The organism is Candidatus Diapherotrites archaeon (genome assembly GCA_040755695.1).
In the GTDB taxonomy this organism is placed as follows: Archaea; Iainarchaeota; Iainarchaeia; order Iainarchaeales; family 1-14-0-10-31-34; genus JBFMAK01.
This window is the reverse complement of sequence record JBFMAK010000002.1, coordinates 63,678-82,453: the sequence shown is the minus strand read 5'-3', so window position 1 is coordinate 82,453 and position 18,776 is coordinate 63,678. Positions and strand designations below refer to the sequence as shown.

The following is an 18,776-nucleotide window of genomic DNA, read 5'->3' as shown; positions in this document are numbered from 1 at the left end:
TTATTTAATCCTCTTCATCATTGTTTCAACATAAGGTTTGAGGTTCAAGTCTACTTCTCCTGCTTTTTTTTCTTTCTCTTTCACTGCTTCTTCCACTATGGCTGTCCTGCACTCGCTGCATAGAACGCCTCCAAAGATTACTTGGGGCCTTCTCTGGCTTTTGCTTAATTTCCTTATCTCATTCGGGCTCTTTCCGTGGGGCACCCCGTGCAGTATTTTCCCGCAGAGCGCGCAGGAGTGCTTTGAATGCTTTTTTTCCTTATAGCTTGCTTTTGTTTTCCCTGAGGGAATCCTCTTGAACACCTTCTTTTTGTACCTGTCTTTTCTTTGAACCATTTTCTCTCACTCTATTTTTGTTCTGCCTGCACTCTTTCCTCTTTTTTGTTTTGCTCTTCTTCTTTTCTTTTGTCCATTGCTTTTACTATTGCGTTGAGTATTATTCCTGAAATTATTCCTACCCCTATGTACCATGCCAGGTATGATGGCACAACCCAGGAAGTAAAGGGTATTGTAACGTTCCCTATTATTGTTTTTGTTCCACTGTACAGAAAGGTTATAGCGTAAAGTATTGGCAGGAACACAACCATTGAAACCATCATGTATTTCATGCTTCCTTTCATCATTTCAGTTGATGCTTCAAGAATTTCCATTTGGATTCTTGCCATTTCTTTTTTTGATTTTTTATCTGAATTTTTGCTTAGCTCTTTTATTCTCTTCTGTTTTTCCTTCATTTCGTCCTGTTGTTTCTTCATTTTTTTTCTGTCCGTGAGTTTTCCCTGCAGGAAGACAGAGATGCCTGTAACAATTATTGCGAGAACCGCAATGTCCACTGTTGGGCTGATCAATGCCATTTCAATTGCACCTCAAAAAAAGAATTAAAACTCATACATATTTTCCTTGCATCATTCTTTTAAAACCTTTTTTAGCCCCCAAACAGCTTCTTCATTAACGGGTTGCTTTCAAGTAATTGCTGTTTGGCTAATTCTTCGTAAAGCCTGTAGACAATTCCTACTGTAAGCAAGATTCCTGTTCCTGAGCCTAGGGCGTTTCCCAAGTCCGCAAATCCTGCCAGCAGGCCTACAAACGCCGAACCCAAAATCGTAATTGTGGGAATGTATCTATCAAGAATTCCCCTGATTATTCTTGGGTCTCTTCTGAAGCCTGGAATGTACATTCCGCTTTTGTCTAATTGTTCTGATATTGCTTCTGGTCCTTGGCCTCCCATTTCAATCCAGAACCTTCCGAACACAACGCACACTATGACCAAAATAATCAAGTAAATTATTGCGTGGATTATTTGCGCGCCCATTGAAAGCGCTGTAATATTATTCCATTGAGCTATGAATTCAAGTTTAATGAAATAATTTGCCATTTGCCCGAATACCTCTGGGCCTATGCCCCTGTAAAACAACTCCAGGAAAAGCCCGTGCGGAATTGTGGTGAAGCTTGCCAGCGCCTTCATTATTTCTGGAATTACAGGGAAAGTCATCTTGCTTGTGAGCTCTGCCCAGAGCCTTATGTTTGCAAACAAGGCTACTGCAAGGATTACAGGAATGTTTGAAACATACAAGAGCTTTACAGGAAACCTTCCCCCTGTGCCTTTCCTTCCCATTGTAATTGGAATATTTATATGCATTCCTTCAGCGAATGTTACAATAAGGAATATAACCAAAGTGAAAAGAATTGGAATCAATGCAATTAATCCTGCGGCCAGTTGGCCTTCTCCTATAGCCCTTCCTGCAACGAAGATTACCCCTTCAACTGGGCCCTTTGGTGTTGTTAAAGGAATTGCCACAGCCCTCCATAGAATTTCCTGGCAGACTCCTCCAGCAATGAATAACCCAATTCCTGAGCCTATGCCATACTTTGATACTACTTCATCCAAGTAAAGCAGTATAATTGACCCTAATGCCACCTGCATTATCACTGGGGCAAGCATTCCAGGGCTTGGAGCAAGCATGCCTGACATGGCATAAACTGCTGCCTCAAAGAAGCACAAAACTATTGCAAACAATTTCTGCATTCCAGTGAATCTTGCTTTGTCTTTTGGATTGCTTAAGTCAATTTTAATTATTTTTCCCCCTACAAGCAATTGAAGGATTATTGAAGCCAGAACAATTGGACCAATTCCAACTGTAATTAAAGTGCCTATATTGCTTGCAAGAATTATCTGTAACTGACCCAGCCTGTTGCTTGTGTCCGAAACCCCAATTATGCTTATATTTCCCATTATAAAAAACAAGAGAAGAGCTATTGCACTCCACATCAATTTCTTCCTAAGCGGAGGCTGAACCTCAGGAGCCTTTACTTCAGGCAGTCTTGTGTAAATTGGTTCAAGGGCATCAAGCAGGCTCATTCTATTTTTCCTCCTTTTGATTCAATCTTCTGCTTCGCTTTCCTGCTTGCCTTGATTCCTTTAAGTTCAAGGACAAATTCTGTTTTTCCCCTGCCTAAAATTTTGCTGAATAAAACATTTTTTGCATCAATTATTATTTTTTTTTCTTCCCCTATAATCTTTTTCTCTGCAAGCAGCCCTGGAATTAATTCATTCAATTCATCCAGATTTACTGCCTTCTCCCTTTCTTTTGGTTTCATCCTTATTTTTGTGCCGAATGAATCGTAATACTTTGAGAACTTGTGCTTGTGGCTTCCTGCCCTTCCGCAGCCTCCCCTTGAGCCTGAACCCCTCCTGTTCTTTGTGTTTCCCTGGCCGAAGGTTCTGCCTCCCCTGAGCCTCAATTTCTTTTTCCTTTTTCTTACAGTCATGTCATATCATCCTTAGTATTAATTCGTTTATTTTTTCTCTTCTGTTTCCCAGTGCTCCTCCCAATGCAAAAGTCTTTTTGATTCCTTTCCTTTCAAATCCTTTTCTTGGAGGCCTAAGCCTGAATACTTCCTTTATTCCAGCTTTTCTTAAGGTTGCCCTTCCTTCAATTAACGCTTTTGAAAGCTCTTTTATTGAATTGAATCCGGTCTTCTTCAAAAATTCTTTATCTAATTTCCTGTCTCCTTTCAGTTTTCCCCTTTTTTCCAGCAATTTCTCAAAGGTGATTTCATTTATCTGCCCAAAGGTAACAAAGCTCTGCACTTTCTTTATCATTCCCTCAATCTCTTTTTTTTCAGGGAAGAGGACTAGATGGTTCACTCTTGTGAGCTTGAGCATTTTCATTGTATCTAGGAACTCTCTTCCGGCCCTGATGCTCCCTCTTACCCTTATTACTGCAAGCATTTTTATTCTTCTCCTTTTACTTCAATTTCTTCTTTTCTTTTTCTTTTGTCTATTCTTTGTGTTGTTTCTTCTGATAGCTTCATTTCAGTTGTTTTTGACAGGGCATCGATTGCAGCCCTAATAAAATTTAATTTTGTTCCAGTGCTTCCCTTGCTTGCAGACCAAATGTCCTTGATTCCAATGAATTCAAACACGTCCTTTATGTTGCTTCCAACAACAAGCCCTGTTCCTTTCGGGGCAGGCATTAATATTACTCTTACCGAGGCTGCCTTTCCCTCTACCTTGAAAGGAATTGAATGATGGGTTCCACAAGTGCACTCCCAGCTCCCGCACCCTTTCCTGACTTTAACTAAATTCAATTTCGCCCTGTTTGTGGCCTTTCTTATTGCGGGCATTTTTTCCTTGTCTTTTGCTATGCCTACTCCGATGAATTCTTCTCCATCCCCTACAAGAACTGAGGCCCTGAAAGAAAATACTCTTCCTGCGCTCCTCACTTTTGCTGTCTTGTTGAATTCAACCAATTTTTCCTTTAATTCAGGGATGAGGTAATCAATTATTTGCGGTTCAATTACTGGAAGGCCTGAGTCAAGCAGCTGCTGGAATGATGTTATCTCTTCATTCCTTACCTTTTTTCCTGCTTCAGTCCTTGGTATCCAGTCCATTTCTTCCCTTTGAACTTTTTCTATTCTGCCAGAGTCTTCTCTCCTCCTCTTTCCTTTTGCTGTCTTATCTCTCATTTCTTTTCACCGCTTTTCATTATCTTGTTTTTTGCTTCCTCAAAGTATTCAACTATCTTTTTAGGGTCAATTTTTTCTTTTACGTAAGAAGAAAACTTTTCCTTGAATTCTTCTTCTTTCAGTGAAGTAAAATATTTCTGTTTGTCTTCGCCTTTTATCCTGTTTTCTGATGGCAGTGCTTTTGCTTCGTGTGGTACATGCATTCCCGAGTCAATTGCTCCCTTTAATGCAGCGAAAACCCCTGAGCCATGCACTGGTGTAACCATTCCAATGTCTAAAATTGCTTCCTTCACCTTGTTTCTGGCTTTCACTCCAATAAGCAGGCCTGTAAGATATGCTGATTGAATGTTCCCCCCGTGCAGTTTCCAGCCGTACTTCCTCAATTCTTTTGAGCTGGCGCTTTCTATTGTTTTATCCCCATTTTTTTCGTACCTGATTAATTGAACTGAATAATTGTTGTTTGACCTTCTTATTACCAAGCGGGGCTTTCTTGATTTAAGCAATTCCAGCCTTTTCTTATAATCTGTCCTGCCCTCCTTCCTCCTCCTGAATTTTACTTCGAATGTAGCCTTGTGCGCCATTTTATTTTCCCTTCTTTTTTTCTTTCACTGCCAGTTCAATGTATTTTTTTCCCTTGAAATAATTGCCTTTAATCATTTTATACAATTTTCTGTAATCCTTTGGGCTGACTGTTCCCTTGCTTTTGAGTTCTTTCAATTTTTTTCTTTGGGCCCTTACCCTTTTAATCCAGCCAGTTTTTTCTTTGACCCTGGCTTTCCTGCTTCCAGTCCTTTTCCCGAAGCCTCTCTTTCTTCCTTTCCTCTTTTTTTCTTTGAGGGCCCTTGCCCCTGCCTTTGAGTGCATCTGCTCTTTTCTTTCCTTTATGAGGCCTTGCCTTATCAGTTCCCTTACATCGTCTTTTGTCATTGCCTCTTTTATTTTGTCTCCTGAGTCAGGCTCAAACCATATCTTGTTTTTCCCTGTCTTCAGTATTTGCGAACTCATCCTCCTTATCTTGTTTAACTGCATTATTTCACCAAATTTTAATTTAAAATATATAAATTCATTTCTTTTGCTTTCTTTCTTATCTCTTTCCTTTTTTTCCTGCCTACTGCTGCTGCAATCCTTATTGCTTCTCCCTCTTTAACTGAATTTAATTCATTTGAATTTTTTACCATTCTTTCCCTAAAGCCGCTTGGATGAAGGCCTCTTATTTCTCCTGCTGTCCTGTAACCGCTTTTTGGTAATGCCCCGTCTTCCTTTTTTCTTTTAATGTCAATTCCTCTTGGGTGTCTCCATTTATCCCATTTCTTCTTGCTTGGTCTTCTCAGCCATTTTTTGCCCCATCTTCCCCTGAAGGTCGGCTTCCATTTCTTTTTTATTTCTTCCCTCAATTCAAGTATTTTGTCATTCACTTTTGCTCTTCTTTTTGCCTTTGGCTTAACCTGCTTTTGCTCTTCCTTTTTTTCTTTGGCAGCCTCTTTTGTTTCAGTCTTCTTTTCTTCTTTCTTTAATTCTTTTTTGGCTTCAACCGGCTTTTTCTCTTTTTTCTTCTCTTTTTCTGCCATTTTTTTATTCACCTTGCATTCTTGCTTACAATGAATATTCCGTCCTGGAAAATTCTCCTGTCTTTTTCTCTTATCCTTGTGGCATTCTCTAAATTTGCTGCTGTCTGGCCTGCGTGCTCTTTGTTTTTTCCTGTTACAATTATTTCCTTTCCCTTGATTTCAACCTTTGTGTTTCCGATTATCTGAGCTTTCCTAGGCCTTTTCTCTCCAGTGAAATTGTTTATTTCCACAAGGTTTCCCTTCACTGAAACATTTATCGGGAAATGGCTGTAAACTATTGCCAGCCTGTATTCGTATCCTTTTGTGAGGCCTTCAACCATGTTTTCTATGTTGGCTTTTATGCTATTCATTAATGCCTTCGCCCTCCGCGAATATTTTTCTGTGCTTAGAATAACAGAATTGTTTTTTTTGCTGAATTTTATTTCCTTTGCCTTGAATTCCTTGTTCACTGAATCCTTGCCGTCTGATAAGGTTAACCTGCCTCCCTCTACCTCAATCTTGAACCCTTCTGGAATTTCAATTATTAATTCCTGTTTTTTCTTCAATTCCTTTCACCTAATAAACATAAGCCAGCAGTCTTCCGCCTAACCCCTTATTTTTTGCTTCCTGGTGTGGCAGAACACCTTTTGGTGTTGAGACAACCAGTATCCCTATCTCCCTTGAAGGAAGGTATCTTTTCTCATATTTCTCGTACCCGTCTTTTTTTACTGCGTACCTTGGCTTTATTGCCTTGCATTCATTTATTTTTCCTGCAAGTCTTATTCTGTACATTCCTTCTCTTCCGTCTTCCACTCTTTCAAAGTCAAGTATGTATTCCTTTGATTTCATAAGCTTTAATATTTCCCCCAATATCTTTGAGGCAGGCCTTACAGTGCATTCTTTTTTTGCTGCGCCCTCGTTATTTTTTATGTTTGTGAGTGCGTCAGCAAGCGGGTCTACAACGCTCATTTTTTTTTCACTTCCTTGTCTCCTTCTTTCTCCTTTTTTTTAATTATATTTCCTGAACCCTAATTTTTCGGCGTAATCCTTGAAGCATCTCCTGCATATATTCAGTCCGTACTTTCTTATCATTCCAGGATTATTGCCGCATATCTTGCACACGGCCTTTCTTTTGTCAACCAATTACCTCAACTCCAAACTTTTTTTTCATGAATTCAATTGCTTCTTCTCTTGTTATTGAATGTGATTTTGATATTTTTGCCTGCCTTAATTTCCTTTTTTTTACTCTGAATCCTTTTCTTTCAAGCGTTACAAGCACGTCAAAGCCTTTTACTCCGAGTTTTGGGTCGTATTTCACTCCAGGCAGGTCAATGTATTCTTTTATTCCAAATCCTAAATTCCCTCTTGAATCAAAATTCTTTTTGTTCAGCTGGTTGTCTTTTGCTCCAAGCGCTGTCTTGAGGAATTCTATTGCTTTCTGTTTTCTGAGGGTGACTTTTGCTCCTATTGGAAGGCCTTCTCTTATGCCCCACAAGGGCTGCCTTACCTTGCATAGTGTCTGGATTGTCTTCCTGCCTGTAATCTTCTCTAATATCTCCTGTCCTTTCCTTAATTCTTCCCCTGTCTGGCCTACGCCCATGTTTACTGTCACTTTCTCCACCTTTATTTCCCTCATGGAGTTTTCTTTTTTTTCTTTCATTTTCTCACTTTAATTATATTTCTGCTTTCTTTTCCCCTACCACAAAAACATTTTCTGCCTTTGTTCGGAATTCCTTTTCTTTTCCCTCAATTAATATTATTTTTTCCCTTCTTTGTGTCCCCTCAATTATTTCTTTTATGGTGCCTGTTGTTCCAACATGCTTTCCTCCTGCCATAAATGCTGTATTTCCTTTCTTTAATTCAATCCTTTCAATTATTTTTTGTTCTGGCAGCTCAATCTTCAGGCTGTCTCCTTTCCTGTATTCTGGTTTCTTGTCAATAAAGCTTCTCCCGTCATTTGTGCCGTACTGTGTAAGCCCTTTTTTTAAGGCTTTTTTGCTTGTTATCTTGCATAACTTGAAGTTTTTTTCTTTTGGGTTTATTTCTTTCAGCTGGATTCTTCCCTTGCCGTCCAATACTACCCGGTAATTTTTCTTTGCTTCTTCAATTGAAATTACATCAAACAGCCCTACAGGAAATTTTAATTCCTTTCTTTCAATTAAGTCCACTTTCACTTTTCCCGCGTTGAGTATTCTTTTTGCCTCACGTGCATTGCTTGCAATTCCCAAGGCATCCCTTAAAATTAACCCTAATGGTATTGAATCCTTTCCTTTATGGGGTCCAGGCATTGGCTTTAGTGTGAAAACTTTTTCTTTTCTTTTCAGTGACCTTATCTTGCCTGAAGAAATCCTTTTCTCTGTCCTTGCACCGCCTTTCCCTGCCATTAGCTCTCACCTGCTTTTTTTCCTTTACTTAAAAATTTTGTTCTCCTTTCATCTTTTCTCTCCAATTCAATAAGCATGAGATTGGATGCCTTCAATGGAATGAATGTTTCTGTCCCATCAGACTTCTTTCTCGTAATTTTTTCAATGAACACCAACCCTTTCTTGTGGTTTACTTTTGTGATTTTGCCTTCTTTTTTCTTGAATTTTCCTTTCATTATTTTTGCCTTGTCCCCGGCCCTTACTTGCAGGGCCCTTTTCTTTAGCTCCTTTCTTAATTCCTTGCTTAAATGGGCGTTCAGCCCGCTCTTCTTTTTGTGCAAGGGCGTACCCATTAATTCTTTTCTCTGCTTTGAGGGCTTTCTGCTTTCACTCATAATCTTTCTTTCACCTTTAGACTACTGCAGAGGCAATCCCTGCTATTTTAGGCCATCTTTCTGCTGCCTCTTTTGCAACAACCCCTTTTATTTCTGAGCCTTTTGGGGCTCCTTTGTCATCCACGAGCACTACAGCATTGTCTTCGAATTTTATTCTTGTGCCGTCATTCCTCTTGTATTCTTTTGCAACCCTGATTATGATTGCCCTTTCAACTTTTTTTCTTATTTCTGGTTTTCCTTTTTTCACTACAACATTCACCATGTCCCCTATCCCTGCTTTAGGGTGCATTTTCTTTCTTCCTTTGAATCCGAATACTGTAATTATCTGCACAATTTTTGCTCCACTGTTGTCTGCACATAAGCACATTGATTTCTGTGACAGGCACCTTACCGGTGATGCGTTTACTGCTTTCATTTAAATTTCTTCCCTCTTTTCAATTCCTATTACAACAAAGCCTTTTGTTTTGCTGATCTTTCTTGTTTCCCCTATCTTGACAATATCTCCTTCCCTTGCATTTATGCAGAGCGGGTTATGAGCTTTAATCTTTGACCTTACTTTCTTGTATCTCTCATATTTTGGAACCTTATGCATTATTGTTCTTTCAACTGTAACAGTATTTTTTGCTTTGGAGCTCACTACCTTTCCTGTAAATATGTTCCCTCTCACCTTTAAGCTTCCGTGCAATGCGCATTTTTTGTCAGTGCATTCAACCTCAACCATTTTTTTCACCTAAACATTTTTTTTATTCTGTCTTCAGGCCTTGCAATTAACTCTTTTCCGTTTACTGCAATTTTTTCTCCTTGAATTTCGAATTCAATTAAAACCTCTTTTTTTGGCACGATTTTTTCTTTCCCCTGGCTTTCTATCACAAAAGTGTTTTTTGTTTCTTTTACTATGACTCCGTTCACTCCAATTTTTTTCGGGTCGCTTGAATTTATTATATTTATTTTAAGGCCGTTCAATTCATGCCCTAGAATATTCTTCCTGTTTATTGAATAAAATTTTTCATACATCCAATAATTCCTCTTTGTAGCCCTGCTGCATTAATATTTCTTTTATGTGTTTCTTGTGGTCGCCTTGGAGTTCTATTTCTGTGCCTTTCACTGTCCCTCCGCAGGCAAGCTTTCTTTTCAGTATTTTTTCAAGTTCTTTTGCTCTCCCCTGGTTTTCTATTCCTGAGATTGTTGTCACAACTTTTCCGAACCTTCTTTTCATGACCCTTGCTTTTATTCTCTGCCCTTCTTTTTCTATTTCGCTGCAGACGCAAAGATTTTTTGGCAGGCCGCAAATCTGGCATACCTCATTCATTTAGTTTTTTTCACCTCTTTTTTCGTTTTTGTTTTCTTCTCTTTTTCTTTCTGGATTTGTTTTTCTTTTATTACTGTAAGAATTCTTGCTATTGTTCTCCTTAGGTTCCTTATCTTTCCAGGGTTCTCTGCCTTTGTCCCTGAGCTTATTGAGCCCTTCTCTTTTGCGAGTTCTGCTTTCACTTCAAGCATTTTAGCTTCCAGTTCTTCTGTCGTGAAGCCCCTCATTTCCTTTACCTTCAGCAGAGCCATTTCATTCTACCTCTTTTTCTTCTTCTTTTTTTTCTTCCTCTAATTCTGCTTCCTTTAATTTCTCTTTCTCCTTTTCTTCCTTTGATTCTTCGTGTTGTCTTTTCTTTTTTTCTTTTGTGGCATCCTTTTTCTCTGCTTTTTCTTCAAACACTTCTTCCTTGACCTCAGGTTCTGCTGCCACTACCTCTTTTTCTTCTTCTTTTATTTCTTTTTCTTTGGTTTCTTCTTTTTCTTCTTCTATTTTTATTTTGTCTGTGAATATTGTGCCGGGCTTTACTATTTTTACTTTTACTCCTATAATCCCGAATTTTGCCCTTGCCGGGGCAGCACCATAATCAACGTATCTTGCTTGTTCTCCGACCTTCTTCATGTATCCCTCGTATATTCTTACTTTTCTTTTTCTTTGTCCTTTTCCTGAAAGGGCGCCTGCGAGCAGTATTTCAACTCCTGGTGCTCCTGCCCTGCTTATGTCTTTGACTGTCTTGTATGCTACGCTTCTCCAGCTGAAGCCTCTTCCTATTAATTCTGCTATCCTGTCTGCCATTGCCTGTGCGTCCAGTTCAGGCACTGTTATTTCTTTTATTTCTATTTGCGGGTTGTCTATCTTGAATTTTTCTTCTATGTCTTTTGTTAATTTCCTTATATTGGTTCCGCCTTTCCCTATTGCCAGGCCTGGGTTGGTGACGCTTATGATTATTCTTGTTACTAGGGGGGTTTTCATTGTTTCAAGCCTTGTGAATCCTGCTTTCTCTAATTCTTTTTTGAGGTATTTCTCCAGCTCCACTTTCTTTAGCCCTTGTTGTATGAAGATTCTTTCAATCATTTAAATTTTCTCCCCAAATTTAAATATGTTTCAAATTTTCTTTTGAAATTTGAAATCATTTATGATGCCTCTGCCACAATTATTTCTATGTGTGTTGCCTTCCTTTTCCTTCTCTTTCCAGAGATGTGTCCCTTTGGCTGGTATCCAATCCTTCCAAGGCCTTGTGATGCGAAAACGTGTTTTATAATTAAATTTTCTGTGTTCAGTCCTTTGTAGTCTGCATTTGCTCTCACGCTGTTCAGTAAATCAAGGAAGATTTGTGCTGTCCTTTTAGGATATCTTCCTGTTTTAGTGAATGAAATGCTCTTTCCTTTCCTGTGCCCCATTTTTTTCACGTATTTCCTCAATGGAATGAATTCTTTTTTTGTTATTATGTTTCCCAAGAATTCTGCTGCCCTTTTGAGTTTCATTCCTTTTAATTCCCTTCCCAATTCTGTTGAATACTTCAGGGATGCCCGTGCATTCTTTGCTGTTGCTTTTGCTATCTTTGCTTCGTTTCCAATCCTGTAATTGTATTCTTTTTTTGTCATTTTTTTTTCACTTTATTTTCTTGCTGTTATTGCAGTGCTTGATTTTGTTGCGCCTATCCCTGCTTTTCCGTGAACTAACCTTTTTCTTGTGAGAGCCAATTCGCCTAGGTAATGGCCCAGCATTTCCTGTTCTATTTCCCTTACCTCGAATTCTTTTCCCTTGTAGATTGCAAAAAGCAATCCAACCATCTTTGGTATAATTACTGTGTCCCTCAAGTGCGTTCTGATTGGTTTAGGCTTTTTTCCCTGCTCTAATTCCCTTCTTGCCTTCTCAATTTTTTTCTCCAGGGTCTTGTTGAAGCCTCTAATCAAGGTTCTCCTAGCCCTGGAATTAACGAGTCTTGCGAATTCCTCATTGCTCAATTTCATTAATTCGCTTAATGTTTTTCCCCTGAAAGTAAATTCTTTTGCCATTCAATTTTCACCGTTCTTTAATTATTAATTCTTTTTCACTCTTCCAGTTCTCTTTGATGCTATTGCCCCTACCTTTCTTCCTGGGGGGGCATGCCTTGAAGTGCTTTTGCTGTGCCCTGGATGGTGTTGGCCTCCTCCAAATGGATGGCTCACTGGGTTCATTGCAACCCCTCTTGTTCCAGGATAAGGCTTTCCTAAGGAGCGCATTAAATGATATCTTGCCCCTGCTTTAATGAAGGGCTTTTCTCCTCTTCCGCCGCCTGCAGCGCATCCTATTGTCGCCCTTGACTCTAAATTTATTGCTTGGGTTTTCCCTGAGGGCATTTTAATGAATGCAGTGTCCTTGTCTTTTGTGAGGATTATTGCATAAGAGCCTGCTGTCCTTATGAGTTTGCCTCCGTCTCCTGGCTGCAATTCAATGTTGAATACAGGGCATCCTTCAGGCAGATACTTTAATGGAAGAATGTTTCCAATTGCTATTTCCGCTTTTCTTCCTAACTGGATTGTCTGGCCTTTGCTTATGCCTTCTGCTGCAATTAAAACCTTTTTCTGGTTGTTCTCGAAAACTGCTTCTGCGAGCAAAGCGCTTTTTCCTGGGTCCTTGATTATTCCGGTAATTAATGCCCTCAGGACATCAGCCTTCTGGATGTCATCATAAGAAATATAGCTTAATTCATATGTTCCTTTCTTTGTCGCCCTGTACTTGGGTGTTCCCTTCCCTCTCTTCTGTACCTTCAGCCTTCTTCCCATTCAATTCACCAATTTTTTTAGAGCACTCCCAGTTTTATTGCTACATCGCTTGCCTTGAATTCCTTGTTCAATTTCACTATTGCTTTCTTTCTTCCCTTCAAGTCCCTTAGGACATTCACTTTGTCCACTTTTACTTTGTAAATTGATTCAATTGCATTCTTTACGTCTTTTTTTCCTGCCTTCTGGTTTACAATAAAGCATAACTTGTTTTCTGCTTCAATCATGTTCACTGCCTTTTCGCTTATTAGGGCGTGAATTAATACTTCGTGCGCTTTAAGTGCTTCGCTCATTTCTGATTCCTTTCCCCTAATTCCTTTATTGCGCTTTCAGTCCATAAAGTAAGCCTTCCGGCCTGTGCTCCTGGAGCAAGAAGCTCTGCATTCAAGTTCCTTGCTTGAATTATATCTATGCCTTCAATATTCCTTGCCGCCTTGAAAACATAATTTTCTTTTCTCTTGCTTCCAGTTACAATCAAAATGCTTTTTGCTTTCTTGTATCTCCTACCTCTCTTCTTTCCTTTTCCTGCCCTGACATTCTTCCTGTTCTTTGCCCTTTTCACGTCTTCAATTAAAAACAATTTTTTTAGTACTGAAATTACCTCTTTTGTCTTCTTTAATTCCTCGAATTTTTCTTCTATCACCAAAGGCAGTTTTGTGCCTTCCTTCACTTTATGGCCCCTCTTTTTCACTAAATCAATTCTTGCTGTAGCTGCAATAGCTGAATCCAATGCCTTTCTTTTCTCTTTCCTGTTTATTTTTTCAATAAGAATTTTTTTTGCTTTAGGCGGGTGAGCCCTAGGTCCTTTCACTACGCCTGGAATTCCTCTTACGTCACCGTACAATAATTCTCTCCTGTGCTTTGTCCTCGGCTTTCTTGCCTTATCAACATTGATTGTTCTCCTGAATGGAGGAAGGCCTCTCATTCCAATGTATGTTGCTGTGGTTTGCCTTCCTGCTTTAGGCATTGCGCCTTTGGCCTGCATTCCAGCGCTCTGGATTGAAATTACAGCCCTTTTAATCAAGTTCGGGTGATACTCTTCTCCAAATACTGGGGGGAGGTCTATTTCCTTCATCTTTTTGCCTTCAATTGAATAAACCTCTGCCTTCATTCTCTCTCACTCTTTTTTGTTGCAACAAAGCTTATTTCTGTGATATTGAATGCTCCTTCGTTTGCTTTCCTTATTGGTTCCCTTAATGCAATGCATCTCTTTATTGCCCCCGGCACTGACCCAGACAATGCAATAAAGTCATTTTTTATAACGCCATAATGAGCAAACCCTTCTTTCGGGTTTATATCAAGATTTTTTTCCATTAAAACAATTCTTTTGTTGTATTCTGTCCTTGTGCTGTAACCCATCTGCCCTGGCCTTGCAACAGCCCTCATTATAGTGCTCGGATTCCACGGCCCAAGGCTTCCAACAATTCTCCTCTTTTTTGCTTTAGGCCTGAACTGCTTGACGCCAAACCTTTTAATTACGCCCTGAAAGCCTTTTCCTTTTGTTACAGCCTTGACGTCAATGAACTGGTTGGGCTTGAACACTTCCTCCAACTTAATTTCGTTCCCAAATTTTTCTTTTGCGTAATTGAATTGTTCTGCAACGCTCCCACTCAATCTTATTTCGCTTGCCTCAGGCTTCTTCTTTCCTATTCCAGTAAGATAAGGTTGCGTGTGAACTAAAAGTACAACAAAACTTGCCCTTTCAAGCATTTTCTCCAGTTCTTTTATTTCGTGCTTTTTCTTTTTCCTTGAAATTGATTTAACTCTCTTTCTCAAATGCTTGTCTATTTTATCGCTTAATGCTTCACCTAAAACCTTTTCTCCGTTCACGGTGTGCCTGTAAACCCTCACTCCAAATACTTTCAGTGGAGGGCACTCAATTACTGTTGTAGGAACAATTATGTTGCTCCCGAAGGCATGGCTTTCCTTTTTTGCGTTCTTTGCAATCAAGTGGGTCATTCCTGCCTTGTAGCCCAAAAAATTGAGTGGCTTTGATTTCTCTGTTTTTATTTCAGGGAAAGTGCTGAAGCTAGGTGTTTCCCTTTCAGCTCTCTTTCTTGGATAATAGCCCTTGCTTCCGGAGTGAGGCTTGTGTATTCTTGTCATTTTTTATATTACACCGTTCTATGGAGGAAAATTTCGAACTTGCTTGAAATAGCATTTATGCTTTCAACAGGGTCACTGCAGAAAACACAGTCTACTATTACAAAGTAGTAATAATAATCTCTTAGGAAAGGTTTAAAATAGTTTCAATTTCCTAATCAAAAATTAAAAAAAAGAAATAAAAAAAGAATAAAGGAAAAAGTGAATTAAAATTCACCTTTTCAGCACTATGAACAAGAGCAGTAGGACTATTATCAGAATTCCAACGCCCAAGAGGTTCTGTGATAATGCAGTGAATGCTGTTCCAATAATGTTTGATTTGGGCTTGAATGAAACATTCTCTGACAATTCTTTTCCTGAATCAAGCTTTAATGTAATTGAGCTTAACTGCTCTTGCGTTAAGTCCTTGTTTGGTGTTACTTTCAGGGGATAGGTTTCCTGGCTTTCTGCTGCAACTGAAACTTTCTTGCTTCCCTCAACCTTCCATTCCTTTGGGGTGCCCAAACTAATTGTTCCTTTTATTGTGCTGCCTGAATTGTTTTTCACTGTAATGTAGAGCTCATAAATATTGCCTGTATCCGGAATCAGTGCCTTTGCTTCAATTGTTACTTCTCCTTCTTCCTCTTCGTCTTGCTCTTCATCTTCTTCTATTAAGGTGATTTTTGTGGTTTTTGAGGGAATATTGCACCCAGAAATATTTATCTCATAAACCAAGAATGTGTCTTCATTGCCTGAAAATTCAACTTCAATTGTTTTTGTTCCGTAATCATTCGCTGTAATGCTGAATTTTGAAGGGCTTACTTTGAGGCCTGAGCCGTACATTTTGATTTCAGCGCTCTTGTTCAAGGGATTGTCATAGCTTATGCTTAAGCTTCCGCTCCCATTGATTGCCCTTTCTGCCGGGACAGTCAGCTTAAAGTCAGAGCATTCCTTTGTAATTTCTTTTCCTTTAATTGTAACATTGAATGATGCAATTCCAATGTCATTGTAAGAGCATTGTTTTCCGCCAGTGAAATGCCCTTTGACTTTCAGGTATGCTGTTCCAGTCTTTTCTTCAGCTGAATCATAGGCGTGGATTTTCACTTGAATGTCCGCGCTGCCTCCGAATGCTGTTGCCTTGTCATCCAGGCTTACTGCGCTTGACTCAAAGCCTGAATCATAATCGTATGCCTGCACTGCATCAATGTAAAAGTTCTGCGAGGAATTGTTTACTAAAGAAAATTCTTCTACCACACTTTCCCCTGCTTTCAGTGTAATTGACTGTGTTTCAATGTCCAAGCTACTGCAGTTAGGCGAAGGCTTTGGGACATTCAATACCCTTACAGTGAACTGTTTTTCTCCAATGTCGCTGTAAGTGCATGTCCTGCCTGAAGAGTAATGGCCTTTTACTTTTATGTAGGCAGTATTGCTCTGGTCTGAGTCAACAGAATTTGAATTGACTTTCACTTTGATGTATCCTGAATTGTTTGAATTCACGTAATCGCTGTAGTCTGCAACCTCTAAATTGAAGGCGCTTGCATAATCATATGCCTGAACGTCATCTAAGTAGAATTTTTCGCTTGAATTATTGTATACGTAAAAGTTTTCTGCCTTCGTTGAGTTTTCATTCAATTCAATTGTTTTTGTGCTTATGCTTATGTCGTCGCAGAATCCTTCTTCAATTCCATTCACATGCACAGTGAATGACTGGATTCCAATATCGCTGTAAGAACAATAGTCTCCATTAACAAATTCTCCGTTGATTTTAATGTATGCTGTCCCGCTCCTGTCAATTGTTGTGTCTTCTGCTGTTATCTTTGTTTCAAGTATGCCGCTTGAATTTGCATTAATATATGAATCGTAATCCTCTTTGCTCACACTAAAGTAGGAGCTGTTGTCGTAAACATCAATTGAAGTAATGCTGAAGTCTTCCCCTGAATTGTTTTGGATAGAGAAGTTTTCGTATGCTGTCTTTCCTGCACCCAGGTAAACGCTTCTTGTGCTCACTTTAATGTCGCTGCAGTAAGTTGTAGGGCTTACATCATTAACGTACACAGTGAATGTTTCTTCCCCTATCTCAGAGTAAGAGCAGCTTTCATCATTAGCATAATACCCGCTTATCCTTATTCGTGCTGTGCCGCTCTGGTCTGAGCTCACTTTGCCGGCTGTAATCTTTAATTGTATTGAGGCATTTCCGTTTGCTGGAATGCTTAAATCATAATCGTATTCTGTTACAGTGAATATGCCTGGCCTGTCAGAGAATGCATCTATTGAATCAATATAGAACCTGTCGCTTGAGTCATTTGATACAGTGAAATTCTGGTATTTTGTTGTTTCCTCATCCAGATCTACAGAATAGGTGTTCACTTTTATGTCGCTGCAGTAATTGGTGAGAGAAACATTAACGAATGCATTGTCGTAGTCGCTCCAGTAACCGTAATCATATCTTGCATAAACCCTGATTTCATATTGATAATAATAAGAGTCTGCAGTGAAGGCATTGTTCCAGTAAAAGTCCCTTGATTCATTGATGTAAATGTACTGGCTTATTGTGCCTGCAGTGCCAATGTAATCCCAATTGCTTCCGTCATAACCGTAAATTTCTGCTTTTGCTTCAACCCTTACATAAGGGTAAGGGATTGGTTCAACATTATAATATTCGTAATAGCCCAAGAAGACGCTTGCTTTTATGTCAACAGAATCGCCGTCAATTGCGTTTACTGTATTGCTCCACGTATTGTCTGAGTCGCTTTTAACTTCAACAAAATTCACTGAAGCAGTAAACGGCTGTGCGCTGGCCTGAGAAAACAAAAAAATTGCGCTAAACAATACCATTAAACTTAACAATAATTTTTTCTTCATTTGCCCCCACCTTGTCACTACAAAGTAGTGATTTTATGTATACTAATTTGTCTGCCAGAGAATTTAAATATATTGCGTTTTCCTTAGCTTTAAAGCAAAAAATAAAAGGCCTTCTTTCCCTTCTAAATTTGATGAAGGTTAAATTAACCATTTTGCTGCTGCTTGCGCTAATTATTCTTCTTTTGCTGTACTCTTTTTTGCCTTCAATTCCTTTAAAAGGAAAATTAAGCCTACAGTGCAATGCAGCAGTGGGCATGGAATCAGGCCTTATAGAAATTTCAATTAAAGCCCAGAATATTGAAGGGCACTCAATAAAATTCTTTGCCCAGCAGTATTCAGATTGGATGAATGTAGGGGATTTAATTGTAAAAGATGCAATTGGAAAGGAATTGGATGTAAACCAGAATTCAGTTACAGTAATAGGCGATGACTTCGAGCACCAAATATACAGCTATGAAATTGACTTGAGCAGTGCAGTCCAGCCCTTAACCATTTCTTATTCTGTGCAGCCCGGAACTTACGGAAGGCATGGACACAGAGGATACTTAGATAAAAATTTCGGTCTTGTGAGCGCAGGCCAGTTATTCCTTTTGCCTAAAACAAAGCAGGACGCAGAAATCAGAATTTCATTTAATGTGCCGGGAGATTGGCAGGTCATTACTCCATGGCAGAAGAAGGAAGGATTTTATGCCCCTGAACTCCTTTCCGCCTCAATTGAAGACTCAATGAATAATACTGTGATTGCTTTTGGTCAATTCACCCAAAAAAGCAGGATAATAAATGACTTTAACGTTACAGTCTTTTCTTTCTCTAGGTGGCCTGAAGAGCACAAGCAATTGATTTCAGAGAATGCCTTCAAGCTTTTTTCTTATCAATCCAGTTTATTTGGAGCAAAACATGAAAGCAGTTTTTTTGCAGTATTTGCCCCTTTTGCAGAAGACGGAGGCAAAATTTTTGGTGCTTTATGGAGCAATGGATTAGGCTTTGAAATGCCTTATTCAACCGAAAGGAACTGGGAGCTTTACTCTCACAGAATTCATCATGTCTTTAATTCTTATGAGCCTTTCGGAATGAAAGAGGAAGGGAAAAGCAGGTGGTTCACTGAAGCAACTGCATCCTATTATGAAATTAAGTCTTTAAGCTCTTTGGGCTTTTATGACTTCAATGCCGGCATGAAAGAATTGTACCAGCAATTTAAAGCAGAGCAGTCTTTGTTTTCGGGTTCAATTCTTTCAGAGGACTACAATAAGCATTACTCTGAATTGGAGTTCCTGCATTACAGGAAGGCCCCAATTGTGGCCTTTCTCTTGAATAAAGAGATCAACCTTGATGAATTCATGAAATTTCTTTACAAAAAATACGGCGGCACAGGCAACTCCTTCAATGTAAAAAAAGAATTAGGGGAATTTTCAGGCAAAAGCTTTGATGAATTCTTCTCTAAATACGTTGACGGAAAAGAAGAAATAAAAATAAAAGAATTCGAATGA

General features: G+C 39.2%; 29 protein-coding genes. 1 reads left to right on the top strand and 28 read right to left on the bottom strand.

Translation table 11 applies throughout. The features are described 5' to 3' along the window. From AB1467_03990 to AB1467_03855, 28 genes are all read right to left on the bottom strand, one after another. Entirely contained in the window at positions 1-336 is a 336-nt protein-coding gene (locus AB1467_03990; GenBank protein MEW6295428.1) for a 50S ribosomal protein L34e, read from the bottom strand. 11 nt (positions 337-347) lie between these two features. Next, positions 348-851, bottom strand: coding sequence for an EMC3/TMCO1 family protein (locus AB1467_03985; GenBank protein ID MEW6295427.1), 504 nt, complete (start codon positions 849-851; stop codon positions 348-350). Between the two features lie 71 nt (positions 852-922). Next, complete coding sequence (gene secY / locus AB1467_03980; GenBank protein MEW6295426.1) at positions 923-2,356, bottom strand: preprotein translocase subunit SecY; 1,434 nt, start codon at positions 2,354-2,356, stop codon at positions 923-925. Then, positions 2,353-2,766, bottom strand: a complete 414-nt coding sequence (locus AB1467_03975; GenBank protein ID MEW6295425.1) for an uL15m family ribosomal protein — start codon at positions 2,764-2,766, stop codon at positions 2,353-2,355. The genes secY and AB1467_03975 overlap by 4 nt, the downstream gene beginning before the upstream one ends. A gap of 1 nt (position 2,767) precedes the next feature. Next, complete coding sequence (locus tag AB1467_03970; GenBank protein MEW6295424.1) at positions 2,768-3,229, bottom strand: 50S ribosomal protein L30; 462 nt, start codon at positions 3,227-3,229, stop codon at positions 2,768-2,770. Between the two features lie 2 nt (positions 3,230-3,231). Continuing rightward, positions 3,232-3,966 (bottom strand): 30S ribosomal protein S5, encoded by a 735-nt coding sequence (locus tag AB1467_03965; protein ID MEW6295423.1) that lies wholly within the window; start codon positions 3,964-3,966, stop codon positions 3,232-3,234. Next, positions 3,963-4,547 carry a 50S ribosomal protein L18 gene (locus AB1467_03960; protein MEW6295422.1) on the bottom strand — a complete coding sequence of 195 codons (585 nt, stop codon included), beginning with the start codon at positions 4,545-4,547 and terminating at the stop codon, positions 3,963-3,965. The genes AB1467_03965 and AB1467_03960 overlap by 4 nt, the downstream gene beginning before the upstream one ends. A 1-nt stretch (position 4,548) precedes the next feature. Then, a complete protein-coding gene (locus AB1467_03955; GenBank protein MEW6295421.1) occupies positions 4,549-4,995 on the bottom strand; it encodes a 50S ribosomal protein L19e in 447 nt (148 codons plus the stop codon). A gap of 14 nt (positions 4,996-5,009) precedes the next feature. Further along, positions 5,010-5,534 carry an eL32 family ribosomal protein gene (locus AB1467_03950; protein MEW6295420.1) on the bottom strand — a complete coding sequence of 175 codons (525 nt, stop codon included), beginning with the start codon at positions 5,532-5,534 and terminating at the stop codon, positions 5,010-5,012. A gap of 8 nt (positions 5,535-5,542) precedes the next feature. After that, on the bottom strand, positions 5,543-6,079 hold the full coding sequence (locus AB1467_03945) for a 50S ribosomal protein L6 (protein MEW6295419.1): 537 nt from the start codon (positions 6,077-6,079) through the stop codon (positions 5,543-5,545). 10 nt (positions 6,080-6,089) lie between these two features. Beyond that, positions 6,090-6,482: a 30S ribosomal protein S8 gene (locus AB1467_03940; GenBank protein MEW6295418.1), complete on the bottom strand. Its 393-nt coding sequence runs from the start codon at positions 6,480-6,482 to the stop codon at positions 6,090-6,092. Positions 6,483-6,521: 39 nt separating this feature from the next. Further along, positions 6,522-6,656: a 30S ribosomal protein S14 gene (locus AB1467_03935; GenBank protein ID MEW6295417.1), complete on the bottom strand. Its 135-nt coding sequence runs from the start codon at positions 6,654-6,656 to the stop codon at positions 6,522-6,524. Then, complete coding sequence (locus AB1467_03930; protein ID MEW6295416.1) at positions 6,649-7,173, bottom strand: 50S ribosomal protein L5; 525 nt, start codon at positions 7,171-7,173, stop codon at positions 6,649-6,651. Before AB1467_03930 ends, AB1467_03935 begins: the two co-directional genes overlap by 8 nt. Positions 7,174-7,186: 13 nt before the next feature. After that, complete coding sequence (locus AB1467_03925; GenBank protein MEW6295415.1) at positions 7,187-7,897, bottom strand: 30S ribosomal protein S4e; 711 nt, start codon at positions 7,895-7,897, stop codon at positions 7,187-7,189. Then, entirely contained in the window at positions 7,897-8,271 is a 375-nt protein-coding gene (gene rplX, locus AB1467_03920) for a 50S ribosomal protein L24 (GenBank protein ID MEW6295414.1), read from the bottom strand. The genes AB1467_03925 and rplX overlap by 1 nt, the downstream gene beginning before the upstream one ends. Positions 8,272-8,287: 16 nt before the next feature. After that, positions 8,288-8,686: a 50S ribosomal protein L14 gene (locus tag AB1467_03915; GenBank protein ID MEW6295413.1), complete on the bottom strand. Its 399-nt coding sequence runs from the start codon at positions 8,684-8,686 to the stop codon at positions 8,288-8,290. Next, complete coding sequence (locus tag AB1467_03910) at positions 8,687-8,992, bottom strand: 30S ribosomal protein S17 (GenBank protein MEW6295412.1); 306 nt, start codon at positions 8,990-8,992, stop codon at positions 8,687-8,689. A gap of 5 nt (positions 8,993-8,997) precedes the next feature. Further along, positions 8,998-9,285 carry a ribonuclease P protein subunit gene (locus tag AB1467_03905; GenBank protein ID MEW6295411.1) on the bottom strand — a complete coding sequence of 96 codons (288 nt, stop codon included), beginning with the start codon at positions 9,283-9,285 and terminating at the stop codon, positions 8,998-9,000. After that, positions 9,278-9,580: a stress response translation initiation inhibitor YciH gene (yciH, locus tag AB1467_03900; GenBank protein MEW6295410.1), complete on the bottom strand. Its 303-nt coding sequence runs from the start codon at positions 9,578-9,580 to the stop codon at positions 9,278-9,280. Before yciH ends, AB1467_03905 begins: the two co-directional genes overlap by 8 nt. Beyond that, on the bottom strand, positions 9,577-9,822 hold the full coding sequence (gene rpmC / locus AB1467_03895) for a 50S ribosomal protein L29 (protein MEW6295409.1): 246 nt from the start codon (positions 9,820-9,822) through the stop codon (positions 9,577-9,579). Before rpmC ends, yciH begins: the two co-directional genes overlap by 4 nt. A gap of 10 nt (positions 9,823-9,832) precedes the next feature. Beyond that, positions 9,833-10,654: a 30S ribosomal protein S3 gene (locus AB1467_03890; GenBank protein ID MEW6295408.1), complete on the bottom strand. Its 822-nt coding sequence runs from the start codon at positions 10,652-10,654 to the stop codon at positions 9,833-9,835. Between the two features lie 59 nt (positions 10,655-10,713). After that, on the bottom strand, positions 10,714-11,184 hold the full coding sequence (locus AB1467_03885; GenBank protein MEW6295407.1) for a 50S ribosomal protein L22: 471 nt from the start codon (positions 11,182-11,184) through the stop codon (positions 10,714-10,716). 12 nt (positions 11,185-11,196) lie between these two features. Continuing rightward, a complete protein-coding gene (locus AB1467_03880; protein ID MEW6295406.1) occupies positions 11,197-11,598 on the bottom strand; it encodes a 30S ribosomal protein S19 in 402 nt (133 codons plus the stop codon). 24 nt (positions 11,599-11,622) lie between these two features. Beyond that, complete coding sequence (locus AB1467_03875) at positions 11,623-12,348, bottom strand: 50S ribosomal protein L2 (protein MEW6295405.1); 726 nt, start codon at positions 12,346-12,348, stop codon at positions 11,623-11,625. Between the two features lie 17 nt (positions 12,349-12,365). Continuing rightward, positions 12,366-12,638 (bottom strand): 50S ribosomal protein L23, encoded by a 273-nt coding sequence (locus AB1467_03870; GenBank protein ID MEW6295404.1) that lies wholly within the window; start codon positions 12,636-12,638, stop codon positions 12,366-12,368. Next, positions 12,635-13,456 carry a 50S ribosomal protein L4 gene (gene rpl4p, locus AB1467_03865; protein ID MEW6295403.1) on the bottom strand — a complete coding sequence of 274 codons (822 nt, stop codon included), beginning with the start codon at positions 13,454-13,456 and terminating at the stop codon, positions 12,635-12,637. The genes AB1467_03870 and rpl4p overlap by 4 nt, the downstream gene beginning before the upstream one ends. Beyond that, positions 13,453-14,451: a 50S ribosomal protein L3 gene (gene rpl3p / locus AB1467_03860; GenBank protein MEW6295402.1), complete on the bottom strand. Its 999-nt coding sequence runs from the start codon at positions 14,449-14,451 to the stop codon at positions 13,453-13,455. The genes rpl4p and rpl3p overlap by 4 nt, the downstream gene beginning before the upstream one ends. 210 nt (positions 14,452-14,661) lie before the next feature. Continuing rightward, positions 14,662-17,289 (bottom strand): hypothetical protein, encoded by a 2,628-nt coding sequence (locus tag AB1467_03855; protein MEW6295401.1) that lies wholly within the window; start codon positions 17,287-17,289, stop codon positions 14,662-14,664. 131 nt (positions 17,290-17,420) lie between these two features. Between AB1467_03855 and AB1467_03850 the strand changes: the two genes are divergently transcribed. Further along, positions 17,421-18,776, top strand: coding sequence for a hypothetical protein (locus tag AB1467_03850; GenBank protein MEW6295400.1), 1,356 nt, complete (start codon positions 17,421-17,423; stop codon positions 18,774-18,776).

Excerpts from the sequence above, each read along its gene's own strand:
- AB1467_03990 (MEW6295428.1), bottom strand. The coding sequence starts at position 336 with ATGGTTCAAAGAAAAGACAGGTACAAAAAGAAGGTGTTCAAGAGGATT.
- AB1467_03985 (MEW6295427.1), bottom strand. The coding sequence starts at position 851 with ATGGCATTGATCAGCCCAACAGTGGACATTGCGGTTCTCGCAATAATT.
- secY (MEW6295426.1), bottom strand. The coding sequence starts at position 2,356 with ATGAGCCTGCTTGATGCCCTTGAACCAATTTACACAAGACTGCCTGAA.
- AB1467_03975 (MEW6295425.1), bottom strand. The coding sequence starts at position 2,766 with ATGACTGTAAGAAAAAGGAAAAAGAAATTGAGGCTCAGGGGAGGCAGA.
- AB1467_03970 (MEW6295424.1), bottom strand. The coding sequence starts at position 3,229 with ATGCTTGCAGTAATAAGGGTAAGAGGGAGCATCAGGGCCGGAAGAGAG.
- AB1467_03965 (MEW6295423.1), bottom strand. The coding sequence starts at position 3,966 with ATGAGAGATAAGACAGCAAAAGGAAAGAGGAGGAGAGAAGACTCTGGC.
- AB1467_03960 (MEW6295422.1), bottom strand. The coding sequence starts at position 4,547 with ATGGCGCACAAGGCTACATTCGAAGTAAAATTCAGGAGGAGGAAGGAG.
- AB1467_03955 (MEW6295421.1), bottom strand. The coding sequence starts at position 4,995 with ATGCAGTTAAACAAGATAAGGAGGATGAGTTCGCAAATACTGAAGACA.
- AB1467_03950 (MEW6295420.1), bottom strand. The coding sequence starts at position 5,534 with ATGGCAGAAAAAGAGAAGAAAAAAGAGAAAAAGCCGGTTGAAGCCAAA.
- AB1467_03940 (MEW6295418.1), bottom strand. The coding sequence starts at position 6,482 with ATGAGCGTTGTAGACCCGCTTGCTGACGCACTCACAAACATAAAAAAT.
- AB1467_03930 (MEW6295416.1), bottom strand. The coding sequence starts at position 7,173 with ATGAAAGAAAAAAAAGAAAACTCCATGAGGGAAATAAAGGTGGAGAAA.
- AB1467_03925 (MEW6295415.1), bottom strand. The coding sequence starts at position 7,897 with ATGGCAGGGAAAGGCGGTGCAAGGACAGAGAAAAGGATTTCTTCAGGC.
- rplX (MEW6295414.1), bottom strand. The coding sequence starts at position 8,271 with ATGAGTGAAAGCAGAAAGCCCTCAAAGCAGAGAAAAGAATTAATGGGT.
- AB1467_03915 (MEW6295413.1), bottom strand. The coding sequence starts at position 8,686 with ATGAAAGCAGTAAACGCATCACCGGTAAGGTGCCTGTCACAGAAATCA.
- AB1467_03910 (MEW6295412.1), bottom strand. The coding sequence starts at position 8,992 with ATGGTTGAGGTTGAATGCACTGACAAAAAATGCGCATTGCACGGAAGC.
- AB1467_03905 (MEW6295411.1), bottom strand. The coding sequence starts at position 9,285 with ATGTATGAAAAATTTTATTCAATAAACAGGAAGAATATTCTAGGGCAT.
- yciH (MEW6295410.1), bottom strand. The coding sequence starts at position 9,580 with ATGAATGAGGTATGCCAGATTTGCGGCCTGCCAAAAAATCTTTGCGTC.
- AB1467_03890 (MEW6295408.1), bottom strand. The coding sequence starts at position 10,654 with ATGATTGAAAGAATCTTCATACAACAAGGGCTAAAGAAAGTGGAGCTG.
- AB1467_03885 (MEW6295407.1), bottom strand. The coding sequence starts at position 11,184 with ATGACAAAAAAAGAATACAATTACAGGATTGGAAACGAAGCAAAGATA.
- AB1467_03880 (MEW6295406.1), bottom strand. The coding sequence starts at position 11,598 with ATGGCAAAAGAATTTACTTTCAGGGGAAAAACATTAAGCGAATTAATG.
- AB1467_03875 (MEW6295405.1), bottom strand. The coding sequence starts at position 12,348 with ATGGGAAGAAGGCTGAAGGTACAGAAGAGAGGGAAGGGAACACCCAAG.
- AB1467_03870 (MEW6295404.1), bottom strand. The coding sequence starts at position 12,638 with ATGAGCGAAGCACTTAAAGCGCACGAAGTATTAATTCACGCCCTAATA.
- rpl4p (MEW6295403.1), bottom strand. The coding sequence starts at position 13,456 with ATGAAGGCAGAGGTTTATTCAATTGAAGGCAAAAAGATGAAGGAAATA.
- rpl3p (MEW6295402.1), bottom strand. The coding sequence starts at position 14,451 with ATGACAAGAATACACAAGCCTCACTCCGGAAGCAAGGGCTATTATCCA.
- AB1467_03855 (MEW6295401.1), bottom strand. The coding sequence starts at position 17,289 with ATGAAGAAAAAATTATTGTTAAGTTTAATGGTATTGTTTAGCGCAATT.
- AB1467_03850 (MEW6295400.1), top strand. The coding sequence starts at position 17,421 with ATGAAGGTTAAATTAACCATTTTGCTGCTGCTTGCGCTAATTATTCTT.